This is a genomic window from Pseudomonas sp. KT_2_4 (genome assembly GCF_041410225.1).
In the GTDB taxonomy this organism is placed as follows: Bacteria; Pseudomonadota; Gammaproteobacteria; order Pseudomonadales; family Pseudomonadaceae; genus Aquipseudomonas; species Aquipseudomonas paracarnis.
Window position 1 is genome coordinate 675567 of sequence record NZ_CP166962.1, and the last position, 17821, is coordinate 693387.

The 17821-nt window shown below is 55.9% G+C and carries 16 protein-coding genes and 2 pseudogenes; 4 read left to right on the forward strand and 14 right to left on the reverse strand.

Annotated features, from left to right (window positions below; all coding sequences use genetic code 11):
• Nucleotides 1-128 precede the first annotated feature (128 nt).
• The 3 genes and pseudogenes from AB9N64_RS03030 to AB9N64_RS03040 all read left to right on the forward strand — a co-directional run bounded on the left by AB9N64_RS03030 (nucleotide 129) and on the right by AB9N64_RS03040 (nucleotide 2059).
• Nucleotides 129-652, forward strand: a pseudogene (locus AB9N64_RS03030) (acyloxyacyl hydrolase).
• Nucleotides 653-881: 229 nt separating this feature from the next.
• Nucleotides 882-1562, forward strand: coding sequence for a DUF3313 family protein (locus AB9N64_RS03035; protein WP_102879485.1), 681 nt, complete (start codon nucleotides 882-884; stop codon nucleotides 1560-1562).
• Nucleotides 1563-1672: 110 nt separating this feature from the next.
• Entirely contained in the window at nucleotides 1673-2059 is a 387-nt protein-coding gene (locus AB9N64_RS03040; RefSeq protein WP_146036628.1) for a hypothetical protein, read from the forward strand.
• A gap of 33 nt (nucleotides 2060-2092) precedes the next feature.
• Here the strand turns inward: AB9N64_RS03040 and AB9N64_RS03045 are convergent, their stop codons facing one another.
• The 4 genes and pseudogenes from AB9N64_RS03045 to AB9N64_RS03060 form a co-directional block, all read right to left on the reverse strand.
• Nucleotides 2093-2887, reverse strand: a complete 795-nt coding sequence (locus AB9N64_RS03045; protein WP_102879484.1) for an IclR family transcriptional regulator — start codon at nucleotides 2885-2887, stop codon at nucleotides 2093-2095.
• A gap of 113 nt (nucleotides 2888-3000) precedes the next feature.
• A complete protein-coding gene (locus AB9N64_RS03050) occupies nucleotides 3001-3606 on the reverse strand; it encodes a sarcosine oxidase subunit gamma (RefSeq protein WP_102879483.1) in 606 nt (201 codons plus the stop codon).
• A 1-nt stretch (nucleotide 3607) separates the two neighbouring features.
• Nucleotides 3608-5266: pseudogene (locus tag AB9N64_RS03055) on the reverse strand (glycine cleavage T C-terminal barrel domain-containing protein); the annotation flags it as partial.
• The gene (locus tag AB9N64_RS03060; protein ID WP_102879482.1) at nucleotides 5238-5669 is read right to left on the reverse strand and encodes an alcohol dehydrogenase catalytic domain-containing protein; all 432 of its coding nucleotides are present in this window, start codon (nucleotides 5667-5669) and stop codon (nucleotides 5238-5240) included. The gene AB9N64_RS03060 and the pseudogene AB9N64_RS03055, both read right to left, overlap by 29 nt.
• A gap of 35 nt (nucleotides 5670-5704) precedes the next feature.
• Between AB9N64_RS03060 and AB9N64_RS03065 the strand changes: the two genes are divergently transcribed.
• Nucleotides 5705-6676 (forward strand): LysR substrate-binding domain-containing protein, encoded by a 972-nt coding sequence (locus tag AB9N64_RS03065; RefSeq protein ID WP_102879481.1) that lies wholly within the window; start codon nucleotides 5705-5707, stop codon nucleotides 6674-6676.
• A gap of 15 nt (nucleotides 6677-6691) precedes the next feature.
• Here AB9N64_RS03065 and AB9N64_RS03070 read toward each other — a convergent pair whose 3' ends face one another.
• The 10 genes from AB9N64_RS03070 to AB9N64_RS03115 form a co-directional block, all read right to left on the reverse strand.
• On the reverse strand, nucleotides 6692-8149 hold the full coding sequence (locus AB9N64_RS03070; RefSeq protein WP_102879480.1) for an aldehyde dehydrogenase family protein: 1458 nt from the start codon (nucleotides 8147-8149) through the stop codon (nucleotides 6692-6694).
• 42 nt (nucleotides 8150-8191) lie between these two features.
• Nucleotides 8192-9289: an NAD(P)-dependent alcohol dehydrogenase gene (locus AB9N64_RS03075; RefSeq protein ID WP_102879479.1), complete on the reverse strand. Its 1098-nt coding sequence runs from the start codon at nucleotides 9287-9289 to the stop codon at nucleotides 8192-8194.
• Nucleotides 9290-9556: 267 nt separating this feature from the next.
• Nucleotides 9557-10309 carry an SDR family oxidoreductase gene (locus AB9N64_RS03080; protein WP_102879478.1) on the reverse strand — a complete coding sequence of 251 codons (753 nt, stop codon included), beginning with the start codon at nucleotides 10307-10309 and terminating at the stop codon, nucleotides 9557-9559.
• 44 nt (nucleotides 10310-10353) lie between these two features.
• Nucleotides 10354-11787: an aldehyde dehydrogenase family protein gene (locus AB9N64_RS03085; protein WP_102879477.1), complete on the reverse strand. Its 1434-nt coding sequence runs from the start codon at nucleotides 11785-11787 to the stop codon at nucleotides 10354-10356.
• Entirely contained in the window at nucleotides 11784-12518 is a 735-nt protein-coding gene (locus AB9N64_RS03090) for an ABC transporter ATP-binding protein (RefSeq protein WP_197881983.1), read from the reverse strand. Before AB9N64_RS03090 ends, AB9N64_RS03085 begins: the two co-directional genes overlap by 4 nt.
• Nucleotides 12515-13255, reverse strand: a complete 741-nt coding sequence (locus AB9N64_RS03095) for an ABC transporter ATP-binding protein (RefSeq protein ID WP_102879476.1) — start codon at nucleotides 13253-13255, stop codon at nucleotides 12515-12517. The genes AB9N64_RS03090 and AB9N64_RS03095 overlap by 4 nt, the downstream gene beginning before the upstream one ends.
• A complete protein-coding gene (locus AB9N64_RS03100) occupies nucleotides 13252-14193 on the reverse strand; it encodes a branched-chain amino acid ABC transporter permease (protein WP_102879475.1) in 942 nt (313 codons plus the stop codon). Before AB9N64_RS03100 ends, AB9N64_RS03095 begins: the two co-directional genes overlap by 4 nt.
• On the reverse strand, nucleotides 14193-15095 hold the full coding sequence (locus AB9N64_RS03105; protein WP_102879474.1) for a branched-chain amino acid ABC transporter permease: 903 nt from the start codon (nucleotides 15093-15095) through the stop codon (nucleotides 14193-14195). Before AB9N64_RS03105 ends, AB9N64_RS03100 begins: the two co-directional genes overlap by 1 nt.
• Complete coding sequence (locus AB9N64_RS03110; protein WP_197881981.1) at nucleotides 15092-16372, reverse strand: ABC transporter substrate-binding protein; 1281 nt, start codon at nucleotides 16370-16372, stop codon at nucleotides 15092-15094. The genes AB9N64_RS03105 and AB9N64_RS03110 overlap by 4 nt, the downstream gene beginning before the upstream one ends.
• A 397-nt stretch (nucleotides 16373-16769) precedes the next feature.
• Complete coding sequence (locus tag AB9N64_RS03115; protein ID WP_102879473.1) at nucleotides 16770-17759, reverse strand: zinc-dependent alcohol dehydrogenase family protein; 990 nt, start codon at nucleotides 17757-17759, stop codon at nucleotides 16770-16772.
• Nucleotides 17760-17821 lie beyond the last annotated feature (62 nt).

Below are 17821 nucleotides of genomic sequence, written 5' to 3' on the forward strand. Positions count from 1 at the left end.
ATGCTCGCAGTTAATGCTGGTCAAGGGGATGGTAGGATAATTTTTCACTAGTACTACGCATCTCGGAATCTCCCCTGGCGGTATTTTTATAGAAAAATCTTAAGTGATGGAAGAGTTAAATATCTGAAATTAAGGGGTGTGGGTATGAAAAGAGTCATCATGGCAATACTTCTGTTTTTTTTTCCTCTGCCTCGCAGGCCGTTGAGCTGTCCTCGTCTGTTGGTTCGACAAGTCAGGGCGGCCTGACTGGTCGCGCTGGTCTGAGCGTGAATTGGGGCAGTTCATGGTTGCAGAGTCGAATAGGGAAACTTACAGGATATTGGGATTTTGGTTACACCTTTTGGGAGGCTGGTAGAAAAGCTGGTGCTAGACATTCCTTATCTTTTGCTCCCGTTTTCGTCTACGAATTCGGTACCTCTCACATCAAACCTTTCATAGAGTTGGGGGTGGGTTTAGCCGTTTTCTCCGGAGGAAATGCAGGTGATAGGGCTATGGGGTCCGCTTTAACTTTGAGGATCGTCTAGGTGCTGGCTTGAAAATCGGTGAGACTCAAAAAGTAGGTGTTCGAGCAATACATTACTCAAATGCTGGGATAAAAGAACCGAATGATGGGATTGAGTCTTTTTCTTTATTCTATAGTCGCGCTTTTTAGTGCGCCTCTGCAAATGCTTTGAAGTTATGCTGATCAGACTGCTGGCTAAATTTCTAACGTCTGATATCTGAAGTTTTAGATATAATCTTTTGCACAGTGATTGTTGTTTCGGCATGTTTAATGCGAGGCGCGCGATCGCGCTGTATCCTATTTTTTTACGAGCGTTGGTTTTATGTGTTCGCGCTATTTTTGCGCGAGACCAGGTGTTTCAATCATTAAGGGCTAATATATGAATGCTTCAAAAAGTGCGTGGCGTGCAAGTTTGGTATGTGGGTCTTCGCATAAAGCCTCAGATAAAATCCATTATTTTGGGAGAGGCTGTTTTTTGATCGCGGCGGTTTTCGGTATTAGTGCGTGTGCCTCGCATACTCCACTAAAATCTGACCAGGCGACGTCTTATCAGGGCTTGGCAGCAAGTGGTGAAAACGAGATGTCGATTCCTCCCCAGCCTGTCGATTTTGGTCGGTATAGAGTGGCCGTTATAGAGTCGGTGCAGGTTGCTCCTGCCGTTGCCAAGGAAGTATCTCCTGAGGTCTGCACAGAAATTTCAGACGTGCTGCGTGATGATGTTAATGCGCAGATGCGAAAGAAGTTTGATTTGAAGGGTGACCCTACTACTGAGCCGGTTCTTCGTATAAAAATTCGTATTACACGAATTACAGAGGCATCTCCTGTGATCAATACTGTAACTTCCTTGGCCATAGGACCGCTACTGAACGGCGCCTTGGCTGTCGAATTGGAGGCGTTAGATGGCAACACTGGGGAGCAAAAGGCAATGTTGTTGTGGGCAGGCTCGGGAGGACTTAAGGAGTTCTTTGGGAACTATAGCCGTACCTCCCACGCACGTACGCTCGCTGGACGCTTCGCCGTTGATGCTACAGCGTTCATCTCTCCGTTGAGTAAACGCTGACGCTGAGCCGATTAGGCGGTGAATTAATAATTAATGGGGAAAGGTGGCGTGTGATAAACGTTTTCAATGATGATGTAAATGCTGGTGGCCTCACACGAGTTACTAGCAGGATGGCTGCTAGTGATATTAACAACACAGATGCAGCTAAGTTACAGCTCTCTAATGTAGCAGCTGCAAGAGGTGCAAACAGTTCAGAAGTTGATAAAGAAACGAGTAGGGGGGAGGGTAACTCTGGCGCTGCATCATCTGATATAATGTCGCAATTGAAACGTCAGATAGCTCAGCTTCAAAAGCAGCTCCAGCAAGAACAACAACAGCTACAAAAAATTCAATCCAGCCAACAGGCTGCCGAGTTGAAAGCGGCCGCCGTTGGCGCTGTTCAGACTCAGATATCAAGCACGTCAGCAGCGTTACAGACTGTAATGGCTGCATTGTTGCAAGCTGTAAAAGGCGCTGGGAGTGAAAATTCTGGCAATATGGTTAACGTCACTGCATAAGAGAACGGCCACTCTCATTAGAGAGTGGCTTTTTTACGGTGGCCCTTGTTGCTTTTGGTAACCTAGCTCGCTGCTAATGCTAAAGCTGCAATCCAATAATAATTCTCGATATTGCGTTTCAATCCCGTCGGGATCCATTACTGCATCGGGCCCAGACAGATTAATAGCGGCCACTACTTTCCCGCTATAATCTTTGATTGATGCTGCAATAGCTGTCGAATAATCGGACCGATGCAGTACCCAGCCTCGTGCTCTGTCTTCGGCAATCAAGCTTTGTAATTCCACTAGTGTACGGGGTGCTGGGTTCGGATAGTCGTCCAGACGGATGTGTTGATAAAGTTGTCCTAGCTCTATTTCGCCAAGTGAGGTTAGAAGCATACGACCCATTGCGGTACAGTGGCACGCAATGCGCGTGCCCACAGGAATATTCACCGAGAGCCGCTGGGCGGCGAAGGCCCGATATAGATAGACGCTGTCACTTTGCTCACGAATGCTTAGATGGCAGGACAAAGATGTGCGATCACGCAGCTCGTTTAAGTGCGGCATCGCCACTTCGACTATATCGCGGCTGGCCAGGTAACTGAAACCATCGCTGATGACGCGAGCGCCGAGTTCGTATTGAGTGTTGTGTTTGTTCAGATAACCCATTTTGGTCAGAGTGAATAGGATGCGGTATACCGCCGAAGTGCTGACCCCCAGCCGCTCAGCGATTTCCTGAATGCTTAGGATGCGTGTGCCGGCGTTGAACATGCCCAGCACACTGAGCCCACGGGTAAGAGCGGGGACACTGTAGTCGGTGTCATTGTCGGGCGTTTCGGCCATTTTCATCCGGGCGTCTCCTTGATAATAGCCCTAGTACTGCCCGTAGCGGTCCGGCTTGCCGGCAGTGAGGCTTTTGAAACCGCTGCCGCCGATAAGCTGTGCTGATAAAGGAGTTGAGTTCACTGGAGTGCTTCAATCTCCAACACCTGCCCATCGAACTCGGTAACGGCATCCATCACTGCGTCCTTGAAATACGCCAGCGACGCCCGGTCGAAGAGGATCTGGAACGCCGGTTGGTCTTTCGCTCCCAGGTTGATCACGATCACGTTGATGCGGGCCGCCGAGGTCTGCGCGACAGCGCCCGGCGGAAAGGCAGCGGGGCGCAGGTCGACGCCACAGAGTTTGGCCATGACTTCGGCAATGCATACGCCACTCAAGTGCAGCCAGGCGTGACTGTCTTCCCGGGGCAATAGGTAGTTGGCGCTGTGATCCAGCTCCCAGCGCGCTTCCTCATCGGCGATGCGTTCGCCACGGTCCTGAAGACTGCCGAGAATCAGGTACTCAGTCTGCGACAGGCGTGCCACATGGCTGCCATCGGCCTGAGTGACCGCCCGGTTTGGCTCATCCGGCAGGTTAAAACCTCGCGCCTGCAAGTAATCGGCGCTTTGTTGACCGCGAAAGCCGACCCTCGGTACTTCGGTCAGATCGACCAGCACGCATTGTTGTAAAGCGCCGAGCTGAAGCGGAGCGGGTTCGATGTATGTTTCTGTGTTGAGGCTCGACATGTCAGAGCTCCTGGCGCTGGTTTTCAGGATCGAAGAAAGGCAGTTTCACCACCGTGGCCTGGACGATCACGCCGCCCTCCACCCGAATCGGAATCTGCTGCCCTGGCTGGCTCTGATCGAACGCGGCATAGGCCAGGCCGATGATCGTGTCCAGGGATTGCGAGTACTCGCAGGAGGTCACGTTGCCGCTGATGTCCGGACCGCGGAGCACCAGATGGCCTTCCAGCGGTTGCGGGCTGGTCTTGGGCAGCGTGAAACCCACCAGTTTGCGTTTCTGCGGCTGGGCTTCGAGGATGTCCACCGAGCGGCGTCCGACGAAGAACGGCTTGGTCCGGCTCACCGCCCAACCCATGTCGATCTCTCCGGGATGGGTCATGCCGTCGGTGTCCTGACTGATGATCACGTGGCCTTTTTCCAGGCGTAGCAAGCGTTGGGTCTCGACGCCGAACGGGCGGATATCCAAAGCCTTGCCGGCTTCCATCAAAGCGTCCCACAGCTTCAGCGCATGGCGCGCGGGAAGGTGAATTTCATAGCCCAGTTCGCCGACGAAACCGACTCGTAGCAAGCGCGCCTTGATTCCCGCCACCGTGCCCTGACGCACGCCCAGATAAGGGAAGCCTTCAGCGGACAGGTCCAGGTCCTGGCATACCTTTTCCAGCACTTTGCGCGAATCCGGCCCAGCCACGTTGACCGCCGAAATCGCCGCCGTGACGTTGGCGATGTCCACATCCAGCCGCCACTGTGCGTTCCACTTGAGCATCTGCTGATAAATGCGATCAACGCCGCTGGTGGTGGCGGTGACGTAAAAATGGTGCTCGCCGAAGCGTGCGCACACACCGTCGTCGATCACCGCGCCCTGTTCGTTGGTCATTAGCGCATAACGGGAGCGACCAATCGGTTGCTTGAGGAAGGCGAAGGTGTACATACGGTTGAGCAGTTCGGCGGCATCCGGGCCGCGCACGTCCAGACCGCCCAACGTCGAGACATCGATGATGCCGACCTTGTTGCGCACGTGCAGCGCTTCAGCCTGCATGCACGCGTCGCGCTCGCTGGCCTTGCCGTAATACGCGGGACGCTGCCAGATGCCGGCAGGCATCATCTTCGCCCCGGCCTCCACATGCCGTTTGTGCATTGGCGTCTGGCGGTACGGATCGAACGCCCGCCCTGCGACATGGGCGAGTTTCTCGGCTTCAAAAGGCGGACGTGCCGTGGTGACGCCGGTTTCGCTGACGCTGCGTTGCGTCGAGGCGGCAACCAGCCGTGCGGTTGGCAGCGCCGAATGACGCCCTTGGGACGGGCCCATGCCGACCGTGGAGTAGCGCTTGACCAGCTGGATGTCGCGGTAGCCGATTTTGGTGGCATTCACTATGTCACGCACCTGCAGGTCTTCATCGAAGTCGACGAAGTCCTTGCCCTTGGGGTGTGGGAAGATCGGCCATGGGAAGTTCACCTGCGCTTCCGGGCGCATCGCCAGCGGCCTGGCAGCGAGTTCCAAATTCAGCGCCATGACGATATTGGCTGCAGCGTGAATTGCATCGGCCAGCACGTTGTCCAACGCGTGATAACCGTGGGCCGAGCCTGCAACGGTGAGGTTTTTCGGTAGACCGCTGAGGGTGAATTCCGCCAGTTGGTCATCGTAGGCCAGCTTGCCACCCGCCTGACCCTTCCAGCATGAAAGGCCATGAGGCGTCGTCGCAAATATTCTGAGAGCCCTTGCGGCACTGTGGGCAGCATCCGCACGCGAAGTTGAACGGGACGCTGACACGGGTACCTGCGGTAAGTCCTTTGACGCGTGAGCCGACTTTCTCGACCACTCCGCCAATTTCGTGACCCAGGGTTGTTGGCATTGGCAGCTTCAAACCCAACCAGGCCCAGTCGCCATTCCACAGATGCCAATCGGTACGGCAAATCCCCGATGCGGTGACCCGCACGAGGGCCTCGTCATCACCGATTTCCGGGATGTTCACTCGGCAGATCTTTAGCGGTTCTCGTAGGGTGTCTACTCGAACAGTACGCATGGTGGTCATGTTTTTCTCCATCTGTAATGCTGGTGAAAAAAGCATAGCGAGCACACATAGATTCGACTAGAGTGAACATTATGAAGAGCGAATTCACTTTAAATGAACTTAGGAAAATGGATCTCAACCTGTTGGTAGTGTTGAGCGTCTTGGTACGTGAGCGCAGCGTCAGGCAAACAGCGGCGCTTTTGCATGTGGGATCTCCCGCGATCAGCATGTCGCTGAACCGGCTTCGAGAGTTGATGAATGATCAGCTCTTGGTGCGAACGGGGAGGGGCATGGCACCTACCCCCAAGGCGTTGGAGCTGGTGACGCTGATCGATCCATTTCTGCAAGACCTTCGATTGGCACTTTTGGAACGAGGGCATTTCGATCCAGCCACCGTCACACGTGTGGTGCGATTTGCGATAGCCGATGACCTGGAGGCGGCGCTGCTTCCGCGCCTCATTCGTGCGCTTCAGGAGCAGGCACCCGGCGTTCGACTGGTCGTCAGAGACGCTGACTACCACTGCATCGACAAAATGCTGCAGTCGGGCGACGCGGAGGTGGTGCTGGCTGCATTACTGCCAGAACTGCAGCTCAGAGAGCCTTGCCAAATCCTCTATGAAGAGGGGTTTGTGGCGCTGTTTGACCCCAAACAAATCGTGTTGGCCGCTCCCATAGGACTGGATGAGTACTTAGCGACCCCGCAGCTGCTGATCTCGCCTCGTGGTGAGATCTGCGGAATGCTTGAGCCTCAACTACAGGCGCTAGGACGCACCCGAAATGTCATTGCCACATTGGCGAGGTTTTCAACGCTGCCGCTGGTGCTCAAAGAGACCCCCATCCTGTGCAACGTACCTTCCACCACAGCACACTTCCTGGCCGACCATTTCGGACTGGCCATAAGCGCTCTGCCGTTCAACTCCTCCCGATTCAATATCGGGATAGCGTGGCAGCATGTGTTGAATCAGGATCCGTTCACTCGATGGTTCACATCACTTGTGAGCGAGCTGATGATGGAGCTAAGGGAACAATCACAAGCCAATCAGGCCCCAGCGCAAACACGCTGAGGCCGCGTCCGGGGCCTATTTCTTGAACATGTAGCTCTTGGTGTTGGTGAACCCAGCCAGACCTTCCTGGCCGTTCTCAACGCCCATCCCGGATAGCTTGTGTCCACCAAACGGAATGTCAATGCCGTGGATGTGGATCTCGTTGACCCACACTGTCCCGGTTTCCATTCGCTTGGCGACCGCGATCGCGGCAGCGCGATCGCCACCCCATACAGAACCTGCAAGGCCGTAAGGGCTAGCGTTGACCCGAGCAATTACATCTTCCACATCGTCAAACGCAATGACGGGCAGAATGGGGCCAAACGGCTCCTCCTGCACAATGCGGCTATTCTCGGGCGGGTTGTCCACAACGGTAATCGGAACAAAATTGCCGGCCAGGCTCTGGTCAATAACACCGCCTAGCGGAACGTTGTAGCCCTGCTTGCGGGTATCCTCGAACAGGTCAATCAACTTTTCGTACTGCATACGGTTCTGGATCGGGCCCAGGTCAGTTGACTGATCCATCCCGTCACCCACCTTGACCGTCTTGGCGTACTCCACAAAGGCTGCTGTAAAAGCCGCATGAATGCTGGAGTGCACGTAAAGCCGCTTCACGGCAATGCACCACTGCCCAGAGTTGCCAAACGCTGCCCAGAACAAGGGTTTGACGATCGATGGCCAGTCAGCATCGGCCAGTACCACAGCTGCATCGTTGCCGCCCAGCTCCAATGTGATGCGCTTAAGATTGGAGGCGCCGCTGGCCATTACTTTCTTGCCTGTCGCGGTGCTGCCGGTAAAGCTGATCTTGGCGATAGCGGGGTGTTCTGTGATGATCTGTCCGAGTTCATTGCCCCCGGACAGCACACTGAGCACGCCTGGCGGCAACACAGACTGGGCGATCTCACCAAAGAACAGGGAGGTGAGAGGCGTGTAGGGCGACGGCTTCATCACCATGGTGTTGCCGGTGATCAGGCATGGCGCCACTTTCCACAAGCCAAGAAGCACTGGGAAGTTCCAAGGAGTGATCGCACCCACCACGCCCAATGGCGTGTGGTGAACTTCGACGACGTGCTCCGCCGTATCTTCGATCACCTGGACTGGAATTTCGCGCTTTGCCACTTCCCGAACCCAGTAGATCGCAGCTTCCACCTCTGACTTTGCCTGACTGTGCTTGGGCTTACCCTGTTCCAGTGTCAGCAAGGTAATCAGCTCATCCTGGCGGGCTTCGAGCGCGTCAGCGTATCGCAGGATGTAATCCGATCGGGTCTGCCAAGACAGAGCAGACCAGCTCTTGAACGCCTGAGCCGCAGCCTGGATGGCCTCTTCAAGCTGCTGAGCAGAAGCCTGGGGCGCCTGAGCGATGACCTTATTGTTAGCAGGGTTCAAGACGTCGAAGGAGCGGTCAGCGTCGACCAGCTTCCCATTAATGGATAGGTGGAAAACCGACGGCAATCCAGCCGCTTGGAGCAGATCCAACGAATGAGCAGTATTCATTATGCAATCCTTCTTATTATCTTCGAATGAGTAGACACATCCTCAAGGCTTCAGGATGGGCTTGAGCACGACACCGCTTTCGGAGTCGGCTACGGCCTGATTGATGTCTTCAAGATCGTAGTACTTCACTAATTGATCAAATGGGAAACGGCCGGCGCGCCATAGCTCAATCAGCTGCGGGATGAACACGTGAGGAACGCTATCGCCCTCGATGATGCCCCGCACGCTTCGACCGAAAAGCAGCGTGTTCATGTCCAGCGATACCTCGGCGCCCAGTGGAGCAGCTCCCACAAGCCCGCACACGCCCGGAATCGACAGGCAGTCGACCGCTTGGCGAAGCACTTTAGGGCTGGAGGTGCATTCAAGGCTGTATTGAACGCCGCCATCAGTGATCTCGCGGATGCGATCAAGCGCGTTGGTAGTGCCTGCATTGATGATGTGGGTAGCACCCAGTTCAAGTGCCAGCTCCAGGCGGCTATCATTCATGTCAATGGCGATGATGGTAGTGCAGCCGACGGCTTTGGCCGCCATAACGGCTGCAAGTCCTACCGAACCCGCTCCGAACACGGCAATGCTGCTACCAACGCCCGGTTTGAGCGCATTCATCACAGCTCCAGCACCCGTCTGGATGCCACAACCCAGCGGGCCCATCAGCTCCAGAGGGACATCCTGGGCGATCTTGATCGCATTGCGCTCTGATACCAGCGCATGTGTGCCGAATGAGGACTGATTGAAGAAACATCCACAGACAGTACCGCCATCCCCGCCTTTATAAGGGCTGGTCCCATCGGGCCGATAGCCGCCGAAATTCTGTTCGTAGAACTGAGAGCAATACCCGGGCAAGCCCTTCAAGCAGTTCCCACAGTGGCCGCAGCTGGCATAGCTCAGAACCACATGGTCGCCGGGTTTGAGGGTTTTCACCTCAGAACCTACCGCTTCCACAACCCCGGATCCTTCATGCCCTAACACGAGAGGAAGTGGGACAGGGTAGCCCTGATCTCTGACCACCATATCGGTGTGGCACACACCAACACCGACGATTTTTACGAGCACTTCGTCCTTACGTGGAGCCTCAAGCGTGAGGGTTTCGACCACGAAAGGAGCTGATTTTTGACGAACGACTGCCGCTCTGATTTGCATATTTATTATTCTCCGTGCGCCCCAGGCCAACTTGTTGGTGGTTTTGAAAAATGACAAGGGCGCGGCTATCGCCACCATGCATCAGAATTGGCGTAAGTTGAATCTGCATTCTGAAAAGGGGGTGTTAATCCAGGGCGAACGCTAACTGGCCGCGTTGAGCGAGCTAAATTCCAAGCATTGCGCTTTGAGTGCATGAAGAGTCCAGATGAGTCATTGAATAATCCCGAGGCACGCAGTCGTGGGCGGGCGCCCCGGGATTCAATGCATTTACACCACTCGGCCACCGTCGACCGGAAGTTCAACGCCGTTCAGGAAGGCGGCGCCGTCTGTTGCCAGGAACACTGCGACAGCCGCGATATCATCAGGCTTGGCCAAGCGACCTAACGGGATGGTGGAAAGAAACTTCTGGCGGTTCGCAGGCGTGTCCGGCATACCCATGAAGTCTTCAAGCAGGGCTGTCTCGCCCATGACCGGGCAGATGTTGTTGACCCGAATGCCGTCTGGGCCCAGCTCTACAGCCAGGGACTTGGACAGCAGATTCACAGCGCCTTTCGAGCCGTTGTACCAGGTCAGACCAGGGCGCGGGCGAATACCGGCAACCGAACCGACGTTGATGATCGAGCCGTTCTTGCGCTCGCGCATCAGTGGCACGACGGCCTTGGTCATGTGGAAAATCGATTTCACGTTGACAGCGAAGACTCGATCAAAGGTTTTTTCGTCAACGTCCATCAGTGGCTGATTGCGATGCGTTGTCCCTGCGTTATTGACCACAACATCGGGAACGCCGAAGGTCTTGACGCAAAGATCCACTGCTGCTTGAACCTGGTCTGCTTGAGTGACGTCGCAGGCAGCGGCGATCGCGTTGGCGCCGAGTTCATCGGCCAGTTTGCTGGCAGCTTCGAAGTTGATATCCGCGAGGACGACCTTGGCGCCTTCCTCGATGTAGCGACGTGCGATGCAAGCGCCGAAGCCGCTTGCCGCGCCGGTTACGATGGCGACTTTATTATTGAGCTGTGCCATTTTTCTCTCCGTTACCATTAAGAATCTGATTGTTCGATACAGGCTTAGCCGTGGTGACTGACCACGGTCTTGGTGATGCTGAATTCATCCAAGGCGAGGAGGCCTTTTTCACGCCCGTGCCCGCTTTTGCGGATACCGCCGAATGGCAGCTCGACACCGCCGCCTGCTCCATAGCAATTGATAAACACTTGCCCGCCTTCCAGGCGTTTGGCCATGCGCTGCTGACGTGCACCGTTTTCGCTCCAGATCGATGCAACCAGGCCATAGTCAGTGCCGTTGGCCAGGGCCACAGCATCGTCTTCGTCATCAAATGACAACGCCGCGAGCACAGGGCCGAACACTTCTTCACGCGCCAGTTTGTGGTCGCGTGGAACGGGGCCGAACAGAGTCGGACGCACGTAGTAGCCGCCTTTGGGCAGATCGTTGTCCATGGCACCTTCTGCGATCACTGGCAGATCGGAGTCCTTGCACTCCTGGATGAATTGGTTGACCCGGCCAAATTGAGCTTTGGTGATGATTGGGCCGCAGTCTGGCGCGGTCTCAGGCAGTCCGACACGTACTTCACGGAACTTGGCAGCTACGCGTGTGATGACGTCCTCGTAGACCTCTTTTTGAATGAGGACACGGCTACCAGCAGAGCAGGTCTGGCCTGCGTTCTGGATGATCGCTCCCACGATCACAGGCACTGCCTTGTCGAGGTCGGCATCTGCAAACACCACCTGAGGGCATTTACCACCCAGCTCCAGCACGCATTTGACGTGGTTGACGGCAGCAGCGGTTTGAATGGCGACTCCGACATCAGGAGAGCCGGTGAAGGTGATCAGGTTGATGCCTGGGTGACCCGCCAGCGCGGCGCCCGCTTCGCGACCATAGCCGGTCACGATATTCAGCGCACCAGCAGGCAGACCGGCCTCTGCGGCAATCTCGGCGAAGCGAAGCGACGTCATGCATGCATCTTCTGCTGGCTTGACGATCGATGCGTTGCCCATGGCCAACGCAGGCGCAATCGTACGCCCGAGCATCTGAGCCGGGTAGTTCCAGGGGATGATGTGACCCACCACACCACAGGCTTCTCTGACCACGCTGACCGTGTAGCCAGACAGGTACGGAATTACCTCGCCATGGACTTTATCGGCTGCACCACCGTAGAACTCAAAGTAGCGTGCAAGCGCCTCGATATCCTTGCGGGCCAGGGCAATAGGTTTGCCCGTGTCCTTGGCTTCGATCTCTGCCAGTTCCTCAATGTTCGCCAGCACGCCGTTGCCGATACGAACCAATATGCGGCCTCGCTCGGTAGCGCTCATCCGACCCCAGTCGCCATTGACTGCACTGCGCGCGGCCTTTACTGCCAAGTCGATGTCTTCAGGCATGCCCCGGGCGATTTCGGCATACGCCTCGCCAGTGACAGGTGAGTAGACAGGAATGCTCTGCCCGCCGGTAGCAGGGACTTTGCGGCCGTCGATGTAAAGCGTGCTCATGATTGTGCCTCCATTGGCAGATGGTTAATTGAGTCGGAACCAGTTTCGCGGCTGGTATTGAGGACAGGTGACAGCTCCCCCCGCTCGATGTGCAACACATGGTCAGGGACATCCTTTAGCAGGCTGCCGTTTGATTCAGTCACGACGATGCAGAGGTCTGGAAGACGCTGCTGCAGCTGTTTGAGGGCGTTGCTGTACTCGGTCGCGAGGGCAGGTGCCAAACCCTGAAATGGCTCATCCAGCAAGATCAGCTTGCTGCCGATCATAAGCGCTCGACCAAGGGCAGCCATTTTGCCTTGGCCACCTGATAAGGCTGCGCCAGAGCGGTTTAGCATGGGCTTGAGCTGAGACACGACCTCAAGCGTCGTCGCCAATCGTTCATCAACCTCACGTTTGTTCATCCCCGCAACCTGGCAGGGCAGGCGAAGGTTTTCTTCAATTGAAAGGGTCGGGAACATCACGCGCTCCTGCGGCGCGTAACCAATGCCCAGGCGTGCGCGGCCATGGGCTGGCACACGCGCAAGGTCAGCGCCTTCGAACAGGATTTGCCCTTCCTTGGGCTTGATGAGGCCCATAATCGTACGCAGCAGGGTCGTTTTGCCCGCGCCATTTCGGCCTACCACGGCGATGATGTTTCCTTTATTCAGATCAGCGTTTACGCCTCTGAGAATAGGTACTCGGACGATGTCGGCGCTGACGTTGGCAAGGTGGATCAGGATGTCGTTTTTCATTCGCCAAGCACCTCACGCTGGATGAGCGGATTGCTCAGTACACTGGCAGGACTACCGTCAGCAGCGACCGCTCCACTGATCCAGGCAGCCACGCGGGTTGCGTAACGCTTAACGATATCCACGTCATGTTCGACGAAGATCGCGGTGACCTTCTGGTCGTCCAGAGCACGCATGAGAATCTCCATCACGCCATGCTTCTCTTCTGTCGACACGCCACTGGTGGGTTCATCGAGGATCAGCAATTTGGGCTGAAGCATGAGCGACATGCCCACATCCAGCAGCTTGCGCTGGCCTTCAGGAAGGTTGTTGCACAGCTCATCCTGTCGATCGCACAGACTGATCAGATCAAGCATCCGATCGATTTCTACTGCGCTGCTGCCGCCAGCCAACGAACTCCAGGAAGACAAATTCTCAGCACGCGCGACTGCGGACAGCTGCAGGCATTCGCGCACGGTATGTTCAAGGAACAACTGGGGAAGCTGGAAAGACCTTGCCATGCCCTGTCTGACGATTTTTCGCGGTGACTGGGCTGTAATGTCACGGCCGGCGAAGCTGACCCGACCTTTGCTAGGCTTGAGCAGCCCAGTGCAAATATTGATGAAAGTCGTTTTGCCCGCACCGTTCTGGCCAATCACTGCCAGGCGCTCGCCCTGTTCCAGGCTGAAGTTGATGCCGTTTGCCACCACCAGTCCGCCAAAGGCCAGCGTCAAGTCATGAGTCTGCAAAAGCGCTGTCATGCTGCACCTCCGATGAGGCGTTTACGACGATTCATCAGACCGGTAATGCCTTTGGGCAGGAAGTAGATAATCACGATCAGGATGGAGCCCAACACGAGCTGCCAGGAACCACTGACCAACGCGGCTGCATACATCTTCAAAAACTCGTAAAGGATCGCCCCGACGAATGCGCCGACTGCGTGACCGGCACCTCCCAGGATGGCGATGAAGACGAACTCACCAGACCGAAGCCAGTAGCCCATCTCGGGTGTGACCAGACCTTGAGAGAGGCCAAACAACGACCCTGACAGGCCACACAGCGAGGCCGACAGAACGTACCCTTTCCAAAGCACCTTCTTGGCCGAAACCCCGAGGTATTCCAGGCGGGTTTCATTGGTCTTGATGGCGGCTAGGGCTTGTCCACCGCTGGACACAAAGTAGCGCTGTACCCCCCAGATAGCCGCAAGCGAGATCGCAACGACCAGTACCAACAAGGCAATCTCGAATGGGTCACGGGTCAGTTCAAACCCCAGCAGTGTCGGGCGGTTGATCCGCAATCCATCAGTGCCGCCTGTGACCGCGTAGAACTTGCCAAGGACGGTGAACAGCACCATCGAGATGGCAAGGTTAAGCATGCCGAAGAAGATCTCCCGGTAGCGAACAACGAACGCACCAATGAGCATCCCCGCGACCACACTCGCCAAGGTGCCAAGCGCGATTAGCAAGACCCCGTCCATGCCTGGGAAGCGATGCCCAACAAAGGCCACCACGTATCCAGAGATACAGGCGTACATGGCGTGACCGAACGAGATCTGTCCGGCTTTGAGCAGAACGACAATGCCCAACGCGGCCAAGCCGTAGCACAGCGACAAAATCAGGGGAAGCTTGAGCCAAGGGAATGTCATTGCCAGACCAAGGATGACAACGACCGCTGCAGCATTAAGTAGGAGAGCGCGCATCAGATTTTCCTCGCCTGAACGACAGTGAACAGGCCTTGAGGCCTCGCCAGCAACACCAGAACCATGATCAGGTAGGGCATGACGACTTCAAATTCGGGGGCAAGGTACACGCAGAAAGAACGTGATAGCCCAATCAGCAGGGCGGTGATCAGTGCCCCCGTTATTTGACCCAGACCGGCACTTGCGACGACTGCGAACGACAGTACGATCATGTCCGCGCCGATACCCGGCACCAGTGACGTGGTGGGTGAAGCCAGTGCTCCGCCCAAGGCCCCCAGGACTGCGCCGACGACAAAGGTTAGATAGGCGATGCGCCGAGCATTGATGCCAAGAGCTGTCGCCACTTCTCGGTCATGGGTGACGGCGATGATCTGCCGTCCCATTAGGGTGCTGTTCAGGAACCACTTGAGGAGGAAGTAGACCGCCATCGCCGCGCCTGGGACGAAGAGCAACTGGTAGTTCATGTACACCACGCCCAGCAGTTCAGATGTCCCCATCTGGTTGACGACATCCGCCACAAAATAAGGCTGCGTCCCCCAGATCATCCTTTGCAGATCCTCAAAGATCATGAAGGTGCCATAGGTCACCAGGAGCTGGAGAATCGGGTCGCGATCCTGGAACTGCCTGAGCAAAAGCATCAGTACCGTACCCAGTACAATCCCCACCGCGATAGCGCCTGTGACCAGCAGCAGTACGGATGCCACCGCAGATTCCGACCCCTGCCCAAGCCATAGCCCCAAAGACGCTGCACCATAGCCACCGAACGCGTAGAGGCTACCGTGTGCCACATTCAGGATGCGCACTACGCCAAAGATGAAGGTCAGCCCCAGTGCAACCAGAAACAGCAATCCGGCGTAAGACATGCCGTCCAGCATGGCCAGGATGAAAATATCCCGGCTCATTGCAAGGCGCTCACAGGTTGAACCTGGTCAAGCAACGCTGGCGTCACGGTCTTGACCCACAAAGGGGACTTTTCACCTGGCGGCGTCGTGATCTTGTCGGCAGGGACGATCACGATGTCTTTCAACACTTTGAATTTGTAGTCGGGACTTGAGGTGGTGATGCCAAAGAGCTGAGATTCCAGGCCCTGCCCGTCTTCTGGGCGTATGCGGATCTGACTGGTCAGCCCCCGAAATTCGAGCCCCTTGAAGGCATCGGCCAACTGTTCCTCATTGGGCCATTTGCCGCCGTTGGCCTGGATCGCCCTCAGGTAGGCCGCCTTCATGCCGTCGAGCGCCTGCACCATGTGGTACACCGAGTAGATCGGGTAGGTGCCCGTGCGCTCGTGGTATTTGGTGACGAACGCCTGATGCCGGGCATCCTTGGCGTATTGGGGATTCAAGAAATAATGGTCGCCGCGCGCACCAATCAGGACGCCATCAGGCAGCGTATTACCAAGGCGCTCAAGTGAGGTTTCGCCCAGGGCCAGGAAAAACTTAGAGGTCTTCAGCAGGCCTCTCTGGCTGGCTTGGCGTACGAAGGTATCCAGGTCGCCTCCCCACGAGGTGGTGAGCACGACTTCTGGTCGCAAGACCTGCAGTCGGCTGACCTCGGCAGAAAAATCAGAAGCTCCGAATTTGGGGAACAACTCAGCAACGACTTTCACGTCTGGTTTGAGCTGCTTCAGCACAGCGCTGAAGATTTCCCATGAGTCTCGGCCCCATGCGTAATCCTGGTTTACGACTGCGATGGTTTTGAAATCAGGATTGACCTTTAGCAAGTAAAGGACGCTGGCAACCATTTCGGTGACTGCGTTTGCCTGGGTGCGAAAGACATATTTGTAAGAATGGCCTTCGAGTGCTTTTTCTGTCCCACAGTCCCAGAGAATGTTCACAACCTTCAGGTCTTCAGCGACGGGGGCGAGTGTGTTGCAGTTACCGCTGGAGATCGAGGCGATCATCACCTTCGCACCCTGTTCCTGCACGACCCGGCGGTATTCAGATAAAAGCCGATCACCCCCTACGCCCTCGTCAACGTAGACAGGATCTACCTTGACGCCATCAATACCGCCGGCTGCGTTGAGTTCTTCTATATATAGCTCGGCTGCAGCCTTAGCCGGCATGCCAAAGACTGAGGCGGAGCCGGACATAAATGTCGTGATGCCGATTTTGACGGAGTCAGGCTTATCGCCTTCGGCGTACGCAGGTAGCGTAGAAAGACCCACAACCGCACTGGTCATGATCCGCACGCACATCAACTTGAGTCTGGATGGGGACATAGGAGGTATCTCGATCGGCTTTTGTTGTTTTTATGAAGCTGTGTGCCGAGGATGCGCCGGGGAGGCCGTTTACGGAATTTGCAATTTGGTAAGAGGGTGTTTAGCAAAACAAAACGCGTCGCGGCATAGCGCACATGCGGCTCCCAGCGCCTATTGGGGTCTCAGGGTAGTTTGACGGCTTTGGGATAGGATGGGATCTTGCTTAGAAAGTCGGGTTAAATACATGTGAGGGCTAAGGCATTCATGAGCAATTAATGCCGGCTTAAAGTCCCCGTCCGGCTTTAGTGACACCGATATGGTGCTATTCACCATTCAAACTGCGCTGGCGACGAAGCCACCAGACGCGGAAGAATAGATCTTAGATCTCGATAGCTATCTTGCCAATTTGTGCGTTCGACTCCATGAACCGGTGGGCGTCGACGATTTGAGCAAGCGGGAAGACCTTTGCTATCAATGGACGCAGCGAGCCGGATTGCAGGCCCTTGGTGATGAATGCTTTAGCGCCGTCCAGACGTTCGGGGTCTTGAGTGATTTCAAACAACTGGTATCCACGAATGGTCAGATCTTTGCCAAGCACTTCCATCACAGGGATGCTCATGTCTGCTGTATCGAGCGCTCCGTACTGGAAGAAAATTCCGAGGTAGGAGAGTGCTCGCAGGACATTGGCTACCTCTGGTCCGCCCACTGGGTCAAACGCCATGCGGGCACCTGCGCCTGCGGTGATCCGGTTCACTTCGGAGACGAGATCCTGTTCCTGTGTCGCAATAACGTGGGCGGCTCCCGCGTCCAACAACGCTTGGCGCTTTTCACTGGTGCGGGTTAGCGCGACCGGAACTGCCCCCAGAATGTTTGCAATCTGGATGGCCGCCAACCCTACGCTGCTCGACGCTGCGCGAATCAGAACGGTGTCACCCTTCTGCAGATTCCCGATATCAACCAGAGCACCGTATGCGGTAACGAACTGCATCCAAGTACCGGCGGCTTCTACGGATGTCATTCCTGCTGGCTGACGAACTAAAGCGTGCACCGGGGCAACAGCGAGTTCGCCGTACATGCCGTAGTCTGCGAACGAGAAAGCGGGGATTACATTCACCTCATCGCCCACAGCATACTCGGTGACACCAGGCCCAACGCTCTCGATTGTACCGGCTGCTTCGTAACCGAGAGTGGCGGGCATCTCAGGGGTAAAGGTGTACTGGCCGAGCCGATACATCGCTTCTGCTCGATTGAGGCCAAGAGCCTTAACCTTGATACGAACCTCTCCGGCGTTTGGGCTACGCACATCAACGTCATCAATCTGAAGCACTTCTGGGCCGCCGATACGGTGGAAGCGGACGACTTTGGACATAATGAATTCCTCAAGATAAAGGGCGGACACATACTCGCTCTGGACGTATGCGCCGGCCTGAA